This window comes from Pseudophaeobacter profundi, assembly GCF_029697505.1.
GTDB lineage: Bacteria > Pseudomonadota > Alphaproteobacteria > Rhodobacterales > Rhodobacteraceae > Pseudophaeobacter > Pseudophaeobacter profundi.
On record NZ_JARJEF010000028.1, the window covers coordinates 1 to 8,975 of the forward strand.

Here is an 8,975-nt window from a genome sequence, read left to right on the forward strand (position 1 = left end):
GGAAACCTGACGCCCAGAGAATTTGCTGAGAAAAGAACGATGGACAAACTGGCCGCGTAGGGCCATCAAACCAACCCCAAGGACTCTCCGCTAGGTGGAGGAAACTTGGGGCTCAGGTCAGCTGAGTTATGGTTCATCATCGTTTTCAATGAGTGAAGCTGAGCAAGACCATCCGCCGGAAGAAAACATCCGCATTGATTTCAAAAAAGATATCGGATCGGATGTACTTCGCTAAACCTCAACGACCTTGGGTTTTGCTGCCTTGTATATCCGAAATCACCAAGGCTTTTGAGCGATAGCGTGTCTTCGCTATGGGGACGAAATTTTTAGCCAGCTGCAACCCCGAAAACCGTACCCACAATAGCAGTCGCGGCCATGGCAAGCGCCCCCCAGAATGTCACGCGTACGGCCCCCTTGATGATCCCAGCTCCTCCAGCAGATGCGCCAAGCCCACCCAGAACGGCCAACGCAACAAGAGTTGTCACAGCGACGACCGAAGTGATCTGTGCCGTTGGCGACAGCGCGGCCATGATCAGGGGCACAACCGCGCCAAAGCTGAAGGTAGCCGCAGAAACAAGGGCTGCTTGAATGGGATGCGCTACGACTGTCTCTGATATCCCAAGCTCATCGCGCACATGCGCGCCCAATGCATCCTTCTTGGTCAGTTGAACAGCAACCTGGCGTGCGAGCGTTTCATCCAGCCCGCGCGCAACATATATCCCGGTCAATTCCTCCAACTCAGCCTCAGGCGTTTCCGCCAACTCCTTGGCTTCGCGCGCGATATCTGCCTGCTCCGCATCGGTTTGCGAACTGACCGAGACATATTCACCTGCCGCCATGGACATGGCACCCGCTACAAGCCCCGCAAGTCCAGCGATCAGAATCTCGGGGCATCCCGACCCCGCAGCGGCCACGCCGACCACGAGGCTCGCCGTCGAGACAAGGCCGTCATTTGCACCAAGGACCGCGGCCCGCAGCCAGCCGATCCGATGCACCATATGGGTTTCCGAGTGTGTCAAGCGGCTCATGATGCTTTACCTTTTCGTTCAGTTTGATTTGGAAACCTATCGATCAAGTCCCGAAATGCCCTCTGACGGCTGTTCCGAAAACAGGCGACCAACGGCTTTGCTGTGAAAGCCGTTCTGGTCATCGCGCACCAGAAACAGCACATCCAGTCCACGTTGCTCGGCTAGCGTCGCCCCTGCATCAACCCCAAGAACCATCAGCGCAGTGGCCCATGCATCGGCTTCGGCACAGGTCTGCGCGACCACGGTCACCGAGGCGGGCGGCGCAAGGAGCGGCGCACCTCGTGAAGGGTCCATGGTATGCGACAGCCGGCGGCCCTGCACTTCGACCCAATGGCGGTAATCGCCCGACGTGGCGACGGCGGCGTCTTGTAATGCAAGCACCGAATACGGCGCGCGGCGCGCAGGGTCAGGTGCTTCGACGGCGATGTTCCATGGCGAGCCATCAGGCCGCAACCCCACCGCGCGCATTTCACCGTCAATCCCGACCAGAGCCGCCGGAATACCGAGCGCAACCAACGTATCAGCCAGACGGTCAACCCCATATCCCTTGGCGATCCCGTTCAAATCCAGTGTAATATCGGCGGTCTTGCGGCCACGGGCGCCAGCAACATCGATCTCGAGCGCAGTCTCAACCCGACGACGCGCCATCGCAGCCCGGATCTGCGTAGGGTCGGCTTCATCCGCGCCGAAACCCCAAGCCGCCACAGCATCACCAAGCCCCATGTCAAACGCCCCGCCAGAGGCCCGCCCGACATCGCGCCCGAGCACCAAGACATCCAGCAGGCGCGCCGGGACCGCCTGCCATACGCCGACAGGTGCCGCATTCAGGCGCATCAGGTCGCTGTCCGGTTTCCATGTGGACATCTGCGCGTCCACTTCATCGACCGCACTCTGTAGCGCCGCGCGCACTGGCACCGGATCAAAGCCTGTCTCCGCATGGAACTGCGCGGACCAGCGTGTGCCCATCGTCGGCCCATGCAGCGCGTGGCGTGTTGGATCAGTAGACATCTTCGACATAACGCCCTTCCGCCCGCAACGCCTGCGGCGTCAGGTCCATGGGTTTCAGAATATCAGCCAGCGCTTCCGTGACACCCGCCGCCATGCCACGCCCGCCGCAGACCATGATGCGTGCTCCGTCTCGGATCAGGCGGGCCACTTCGGTGCCTTCAGCACGCAGCGTGTCCTGCACATAGCTTGGGTTGGCCGCGCGAGAGACTGCGGTGTCCAGACGGGTCAGACGACCCTTGGTCTGCCAATCTGAAAGGTCTTGCCCGTACAAAAAGTCATTCTGCGGATGGCGCATACCAAAGAACAGGTGAATGGGACGATGTCCTTTGTTGCCACGAATGAACCCCGCCAGCGGGCCGATGCCCGTGCCGGCACCGATCAGGATTAGCGGTGCGCGGCCCTTGCCCGGTTTGAAGCCGGGATTGCGACGGATAAATCCCTTGGCCGTGTCGCCCGGCGCAAGCTGTGTCAGTTGCGCGGAACACAGCCCGCTTGGCTGGCGCTTTACGACAATCTCGACGAACCCGTCGCGCCGGTCGGAGGCCATCGAATACAGACGCGGGATTGCGGAACCTTCTGGCACGATACCCAATAGGTCACCCGCCTCGAACCGGGCAAAGCCGTGCCCTGTCAATTTTTGCCAAAAGGTCAGGCGCGGCAAGGCAAAGCGCAGGATTGCAGTGGGTGCTTGCATTTCCGCCCCGTAGTCGCGGCGCGAAACCAGGGTCAGCATCTCGGTTGGGGGCACAATGGGCTGGTGGACCAGTTCAAGGTTAATGCCAAGCGCCTGACCCAACAGACGCCCCCAGCGCGCGAAATCCTGCGGCGACTGGCGGTCGATGGTGTCGAAGGGCAAAAGCATGTTCCAGCCCCGCGTTTTAGCCATTTCCGCAACCCTTTGGGCGTAGCCGCAATACTCCGGATAGCTGCGATCGCCAAACCCAAGCACTGCAATCGGTGCTGCGGGCGCGGTTCCCAGCGCTTTCAGACGATCAAGGAACCCTTTGGCGGTTTCCGGCGCATCGCCGTCGCCATAGGTTGCCGCAAGGATCACGAACCGCTGTGCCTTGGCGTGGTGCGCCAGATCAAAGTCGGACATTGGCCCGACATGCACTGTTTGCCCTGCCGCTCTCAGCGCCTGATGAAGCGTCGCCGCAAAACCCCAGGTGCTGCCCCCTTCGCTACCTACCAGAAGGATCGTTTCCGCCTTGGCGGCAGGCAGGTTGCCGGGAATGCGCGGTCTGCTGCGTCGTCCTGCCAGCCAGACAAGGACACCCGTGACCCCCAACACTGGTACGCCCAGTGCCATCAGTCCTAGGAGGATCCCAAGAAAGGCCGCCCCCTGACCGGTATGCAGCATGTAGATCGTTTCCGACACATTTTCCCAACCGGTCAGATCGGTCCAGCCCAACGCCGCACCTGTCCCCTGATCCAGATATCCTGTGCCCTGATCCGTCTTCAGGGTGAAGACGTCGCTGGCATCGCCCGGATAGGGAAAGTTCAGTTCGCGCAGTTCGGCCACAGGGGTCTGTCCCAGCAACTCGATGGATGTAATCGATATTCCAGTCTCGCCGCTGACATCATTCGGGAAAGCCGGTGCGGATGACGTGATGGGAAGCAGGTCGAAGGTCGAGGCCGACATCCAAAGCGCCGTCATCGACGATAAGGCAAGACCCAGAACCGCGACGCGCGCAATCTCGACATGCAGTCGCCCTGACAAAGGGCCGCGCAAAGGCGCGAACCAGCGCCGCCAGCCTCCGGCACGGCGCGCAACGAGGACAGACCCCGAAACGGAAAGGATCAGCATCGCCGCCGCACCAAGGGCCATGGCAATCCGACCGCCATAACCCAGAAACAACGACCGGTGCAGGTTGGTCAGCCAGCGCTCGACCTGATTGGGGTCGGCAGACCCCACGCCCGCGCCCGTCGCCGGATCAATCACCGCCGCCCCCGGCGTGCCATCCAAAAACCAATATGCCGTGATCTGACCCGGCGGGGACCGCCGGATCTGCTCGACACCGGGATAGGCGGTCTGGATGCGGGCCGCGAGCGTCGCCACGCTCAGCCCGGTTTCCGCCTGCGGCGCGGTCAGGCGCTCTGCCGCCGGAAAGACCGAAAGCGCAGCCCCACTCAGCGTCAGAACAATGAGAAGGGCAGCGGCCAGAAGACCCGGCCAACGGTGCAAAGCGCGGATCATCGCCGGGCCTCCTTACATGTCGTAGGTGAAATCAGCGATGTAGCGGCGCCCTGTGATCGGCGTGCCTGCACCGCCTGTCGTCAGGGGCACCGCGACCTCGTTCGGGCTGTCGCGCATGTCCTCGACGGCGGCGTCGATATGAAGAGTATAGCCCGCATCAAACAGCGCATCAGCCAGATCAAGCGTGATTTCAAGCGTCCGTCCGGCCCCGACACTGGCCCCGGTGATCCCGTTGATTTGTGCGGTGTCACCGGCGGTGGCCCGGTACCACTCGCTCAGGTGTTCATAGTATTTCGACTTGCCGCCAGCCATCCAGAGGCTGCCAGCGTAGGCCCCCGCGGCATCAGTGACATAAAGCGCAAGATAGGCCCCATCGCCTCCGTAATTGTTCATCGTCGTGGTCAAGGTCACCGGACGCGCCATTGCGAGTCCGGGGAGCGTGAGCGCCGTGGTCAGCGCCAGTGTTGCAAGAAGTGATTTCATGGGGAATGTGCCTTTCTAAGGACATGGGAATGTAAGGATAAGCGTCAATTCATTTGAACGACTGGCGGAGTGCCATTGCCGAACAGGCCATTTTGCGGCGGAGGGGTGGTGCCTGCGGGTGCTGCATTGCGGGCGCTGTTGCCGCAATCATCGTCATCATCATCATCATCATCATCATCTTCATCGTCGTCGCAGTCATCATCATCGTCGTCGTCTTCATACCGCGCGCCATTGTGATATTCGCGGTCGTCATCATCATCGCTGCTGGCAAAAATCAGCGGCATGGCGTCCTGATCGGCTTCGAGAACTGCTGCTAAAGGTAGAAATTCGCTATTGCTTGTGCGCATCGCGCTCCAGGCCGGTGCGGTGATGGCTGCGGATAGCGCGGTTGTTGCTGCAAGAAGGGCGAGTGTCTTTTTCATGGTCATGTCTCCGTTTGTGTGCTGAGAACAATCTGGAGACACCACCTGAGGTCTTCCTGACGTGACACGGTTTTTTGCTTCAGCTTGCCGTCAGAAAGACGTCAGAACGACGCCGGAAAGTAAAAAGGCCCCACCTGAGATAGCGGGGCCAGGGAAGCGTCGAAGGGACATTCGGCGCGGGGGAACGTTCAGGAAATATCGCCGGGCTCTGGCGCGCGCTTGTCGCCGGTGACCATGGACCGCGCGAGGTTTTCTTTATGGCGGAAAGAGGTCAGCACAACCCCGCCGACATGGACGGCGATCAGGAACAACATGACGTTAGCCAGCACCTCATGCGCCTCTTCGACGGCTTCCGACCCGCCTCCGCCATACCCTTCGTCGTCGCCATCGGCATAGGCCGGAGAGACAATCTGTGGCAGGTCAGGCAGCATTGCAAAACGGCCCTCATCTTCAAGCAGCCACCCCGTAAAGGCGGTGCCTGCGAGTGTCAGGAGCAAGGCGACGGTCATTGCGGCGCCAGCAGGGTTGTGGCCAAGATACCGATGCTCCTTGCCGCGCACGACATCTCCGATATAGCCAATCGTTTGCGACGGTCCCCGCAGGAACTGCGAGAAACGGGCGTATTTGCTGCCGACAAGGCCCCAGATCAAACGGAACGCAATCAGTCCGGCGACAATGTAACCCGCGATTTCGTGCACCGTGCCAAGCTCCTCGGCGCTCAGATAGGCCACGACAAACGTGACAACCAAACTCCAGTGAAAGACCCGGACCAAAGGATCCCAGACACGGACCTTGGCCGTAGATCCTTGCGCGGTTGAAGACGCATCATGTGCAGAGGTCTCAATCATCGTCGTCATCCTCGTATTCGAATTCGATCATTTGAAGGGTCTGCGGATGAACGGTCACTTCGATCCGACGCCCCTGTGCATCGCGGCCATCAATTTCGTAACAGCCATCATCGATCTTGATCCGACGCACGGTCCAACCGTTGTCCAACGCCATCTGCGCCACCGCTTCGCGCGGCTGCCAGTCGGCCATGGGGACAAAACAGTCATCATCGTCGGCAATCGCAGCGCCCGCCGAAAGCGTGGCGAAAACGGCGAGCATTGTCAGTGTCTTCTTCATGCGGCAAACTCCGGATTGCGGCCAATTTCACCAGACCATGCGCCACCAACCTGACAGGTTCCTGAAGCTCGCGGGCTGATGTGCGTCAGTCTCGCGTAAGCTGGATTGTTCAAGATGACTTGTGAAACAAAGGAATCCGACACCCATGCGCATTCTGCTGATCGAGGATGATATCGTTCTGGGCACCGCCGTGCGCGACCAGATCGCCGCCGATGGCCACTCCGTGGACTGGGTGACACGGCTTGATGCGGCGGGCGATGCAATGGCGGTTGCCGCCTATGATCTCCTGCTGCTTGACCTCATGCTGCCCGATGGTCGTGGCATTGGATTTCTGAAGACGATCCGAAATCGGGGGGACGTGACCCCGGTGATAATCCTGACAGCCCTTGACCAGATTTCGGATCGGATCGAAGGGTTGAATGCGGGGGCTGACGATTATCTGGTCAAACCGTTCGACCTGTCGGAACTCACCGCCCGGATCGGATCGGTCGCGCGCCGGTATAGCGGCAATCCAAACCCGATCATCACCCATGGCGCACTCGACATCGATCTTGCCTCCCGCAGCATCCACCGGAACGGCAAACCGGTCCAACTGACCGCGCGCGAATGGGCGCTGTTCGATGCGTTTCTGGCACGCCCGGGTCAGCTGCTGTCGAAAACGCAGCTTGAAGACAAACTTTATGCCCACGGGGCCGAAATCGAAAGCAACACCATCGAAGTCCATGTCAGTCGCCTGCGCAAGAAACTTGGGGCTGACGTGATACAGACCGAGCGTGGCATGGGTTATCGTCTGGGACCTTCATGAGACTGCCACGTAGCCTCCAGGCCCGTTTGGGGCTGTCATTGGGTATCGGGTTGACGCTTCTGTGGATCGCGACCGCCACGGTGACGGCGGTAAACCTGCGCCACGAAATGGATGAGGTCTTCGACTCCGCCCTGCAGGAAACGGCGCAGCGCCTTCTTCCGCTGGCCGTGCAAGAGATTGTCGGCCGCGAAGATGACGGTGTGACCCAACGCCTTGGCGCGATCCGCGAACATACCGAGTTCTTCACTTACATCGTGCGGGACGCGCGGGGGCGCATCCTGCTGCAATCGCATGCCGCCGATCCGGATATATTTCCTGCCTATGACGGGACGGGCTTCCGTCAGACAGCAACCCACAGGCTTTACAACGAGGATGCCTTGCAGGGCAGCGTTCGCATTTCGGTGGCCGAACCGCTGGACCACCGCGCCACGGTCGCACGGGAAATCCAGATGGGGCTGGGCCTGCCGCTTCTGGTAGTAATACCGCTTGCGCTGCTCGCCATCGTGCTGGCGGTCCGGGCAGGCCTTGGACCCATTCGCCGTTTTCGCGAACGCTTGGAGGCTCGGGATGCGCGCGACCTTTCACCTGTTCCGACGACAGGAATTCCGTTGGAAATTGTTCCGATGGCGACAACCCTGAACGGACTTCTTGGGCGCTTGAAAGAGGCGTTCGACGCCGAACGCAGCTTTGCCGCCAATGCCGCACATGAGTTGCGAACACCGCTCGCCGGAGCCATCGCGCAGGCGCAACGGCTGCAGTCTGAAACAGGTGACCCGGCTGCTGCTGCCCGAGCGGCAGACATCGAAGCCACGCTGAAACGGCTAACACGCCTGTCGGAACGCCTGATGCAACTGGCCCGCGCCGAAGGAGGTCGCCTGCGGCTGGACCAAACCTCGGACCTGCGCGGCATCGCGCAAATTATTGTCGACGAGATAGAGCGCGCCTCATCGCCGGGGCGCATCGTGCTGACGCTTCCGGACGGACCCGTCATATCAGACCTCGACCCGGACGCCTTTGGTATCCTGTGTCGCAACCTGATTGAAAATGCAATCCGGCATGGCGCAGAAACAGAACCCATTGATGTTTCGCTGTCACCAGATGGCACATTGCGCGTGGCAAACGCAGGACCCGTCGTGCCGAAAGAGAAACTGGAGAACCTGACCACCCGTTTTGAACGTGCAGGCCCGAACACCATCGGAAGCGGTATCGGCCTTACGATTGTCGCGGCAATTTCGGAACGGATCGGGAGCCAGTTCATCCTCAATTCCCCCCGCGTGGGCAAGGAGGATGGTTTCGAAGTGTGCATCAAGCTTCCGATCGCTGGTTCGAGGCGTTAGCGCTCAGCGATCAAGAGGCATTCTGTCGCCGCAATCGCAAAGCAAGACCGAGTGAGACTCCGATCACGATGGTTAGGTCCGCGAACGCGGTCAAAGCAAGCTTTAGAAATAGCAGGGTGCGATCCGACGCCTGCGTCTACATTTGACCACGCCATTTGCTCGGCTCGCGACAACGTATTTTTGGGTCGAACGACAACTTTGGACCGCTTTTCCGACCTCGGTTGTTAGCGCAGCATCCGGTGGTTTGGGCTCCAAGTCGCCTGATGCTGGTGCAGCGTCACTGACGACGAAGGCTGTTTCGAAGCAGCCGTTCGCCTAGTGGGCTACGCAACTGAAATTTCGCGGTTTCTGCGGATGCGCCGACATCCCCGCTTCAACAGCCGGTGCTGAGGCACCGCGCCGCGAATTCTTACTGCGAGCCCAAAACAACCAATGCCGCGGCTCGAACGAAAGGCTCCTTTGGTGTTGTGAAGAATGTCTTTCAATGACAACGTGATACCAGATTTTGACCTCTGCTGGAGAACATAAATATGGCTGATCAAGACCACCAGCTCACCGAACTTTTTCGAG

General features: G+C 60.1%; 10 protein-coding genes. 2 read left to right on the forward strand and 8 right to left on the reverse strand.

Features of this window, described 5'->3' with window-relative positions; genetic code table 11:
* Positions 1-326 precede the first annotated feature (326 nt).
* The 7 genes from P2081_RS20035 to P2081_RS20065 form a co-directional block, all read right to left on the reverse strand.
* Positions 327-1,028, reverse strand: a complete 702-nt coding sequence (locus P2081_RS20035) for a VIT1/CCC1 transporter family protein (RefSeq protein WP_278924560.1) — start codon at positions 1,026-1,028, stop codon at positions 327-329.
* Between the two features lie 36 nt (positions 1,029-1,064).
* Entirely contained in the window at positions 1,065-2,045 is a 981-nt protein-coding gene (locus tag P2081_RS20040) for an FAD:protein FMN transferase (protein ID WP_278924561.1), read from the reverse strand.
* The gene (locus tag P2081_RS20045) at positions 2,026-4,233 is read right to left on the reverse strand and encodes a PepSY domain-containing protein (RefSeq protein ID WP_278924562.1); all 2,208 of its coding nucleotides are present in this window, start codon (positions 4,231-4,233) and stop codon (positions 2,026-2,028) included. The genes P2081_RS20040 and P2081_RS20045 overlap by 20 nt, the downstream gene beginning before the upstream one ends.
* Positions 4,234-4,245: 12 nt before the next feature.
* The gene (locus P2081_RS20050; RefSeq protein ID WP_109384009.1) at positions 4,246-4,716 is read right to left on the reverse strand and encodes a DUF2271 domain-containing protein; all 471 of its coding nucleotides are present in this window, start codon (positions 4,714-4,716) and stop codon (positions 4,246-4,248) included.
* 44 nt (positions 4,717-4,760) lie between these two features.
* The gene (locus P2081_RS20055; protein ID WP_278924563.1) at positions 4,761-5,138 is read right to left on the reverse strand and encodes a hypothetical protein; all 378 of its coding nucleotides are present in this window, start codon (positions 5,136-5,138) and stop codon (positions 4,761-4,763) included.
* A gap of 188 nt (positions 5,139-5,326) precedes the next feature.
* A complete protein-coding gene (locus P2081_RS20060) occupies positions 5,327-5,986 on the reverse strand; it encodes a cytochrome b/b6 domain-containing protein (protein WP_278924564.1) in 660 nt (219 codons plus the stop codon).
* Positions 5,979-6,263, reverse strand: a complete 285-nt coding sequence (locus P2081_RS20065; protein ID WP_109384011.1) for a PepSY domain-containing protein — start codon at positions 6,261-6,263, stop codon at positions 5,979-5,981. Before P2081_RS20065 ends, P2081_RS20060 begins: the two co-directional genes overlap by 8 nt.
* A gap of 145 nt (positions 6,264-6,408) precedes the next feature.
* Between P2081_RS20065 and P2081_RS20070 the strand changes: the two genes are divergently transcribed.
* Positions 6,409-7,068, forward strand: a complete 660-nt coding sequence (locus P2081_RS20070) for a response regulator transcription factor (protein WP_278924565.1) — start codon at positions 6,409-6,411, stop codon at positions 7,066-7,068.
* Positions 7,065-8,405 carry an ATP-binding protein gene (locus P2081_RS20075; protein ID WP_278924566.1) on the forward strand — a complete coding sequence of 447 codons (1,341 nt, stop codon included), beginning with the start codon at positions 7,065-7,067 and terminating at the stop codon, positions 8,403-8,405. The genes P2081_RS20070 and P2081_RS20075 overlap by 4 nt, the downstream gene beginning before the upstream one ends.
* Before the next feature lie 323 nt (positions 8,406-8,728).
* Here the strand turns inward: P2081_RS20075 and P2081_RS20080 are convergent.
* The coding region (locus P2081_RS20080) for a hypothetical protein (RefSeq protein ID WP_278924567.1) at positions 8,729-8,975 on the reverse strand (247 nt) is incomplete at its 5' end.

Excerpts from the sequence above, each read along its gene's own strand:
- P2081_RS20035 (WP_278924560.1), bottom strand. The coding sequence starts at position 1,028 with ATGAGCCGCTTGACACACTCGGAAACCCATATGGTGCATCGGATCGGC.
- P2081_RS20040 (WP_278924561.1), bottom strand. The coding sequence starts at position 2,045 with ATGTCGAAGATGTCTACTGATCCAACACGCCACGCGCTGCATGGGCCG.
- P2081_RS20045 (WP_278924562.1), bottom strand. The coding sequence starts at position 4,233 with ATGATCCGCGCTTTGCACCGTTGGCCGGGTCTTCTGGCCGCTGCCCTT.
- P2081_RS20050 (WP_109384009.1), bottom strand. The coding sequence starts at position 4,716 with ATGAAATCACTTCTTGCAACACTGGCGCTGACCACGGCGCTCACGCTC.
- P2081_RS20055 (WP_278924563.1), bottom strand. The coding sequence starts at position 5,138 with ATGAAAAAGACACTCGCCCTTCTTGCAGCAACAACCGCGCTATCCGCA.
- P2081_RS20060 (WP_278924564.1), bottom strand. The coding sequence starts at position 5,986 with ATGATTGAGACCTCTGCACATGATGCGTCTTCAACCGCGCAAGGATCT.
- P2081_RS20065 (WP_109384011.1), bottom strand. The coding sequence starts at position 6,263 with ATGAAGAAGACACTGACAATGCTCGCCGTTTTCGCCACGCTTTCGGCG.
- P2081_RS20070 (WP_278924565.1), top strand. The coding sequence starts at position 6,409 with ATGCGCATTCTGCTGATCGAGGATGATATCGTTCTGGGCACCGCCGTG.
- P2081_RS20075 (WP_278924566.1), top strand. The coding sequence starts at position 7,065 with ATGAGACTGCCACGTAGCCTCCAGGCCCGTTTGGGGCTGTCATTGGGT.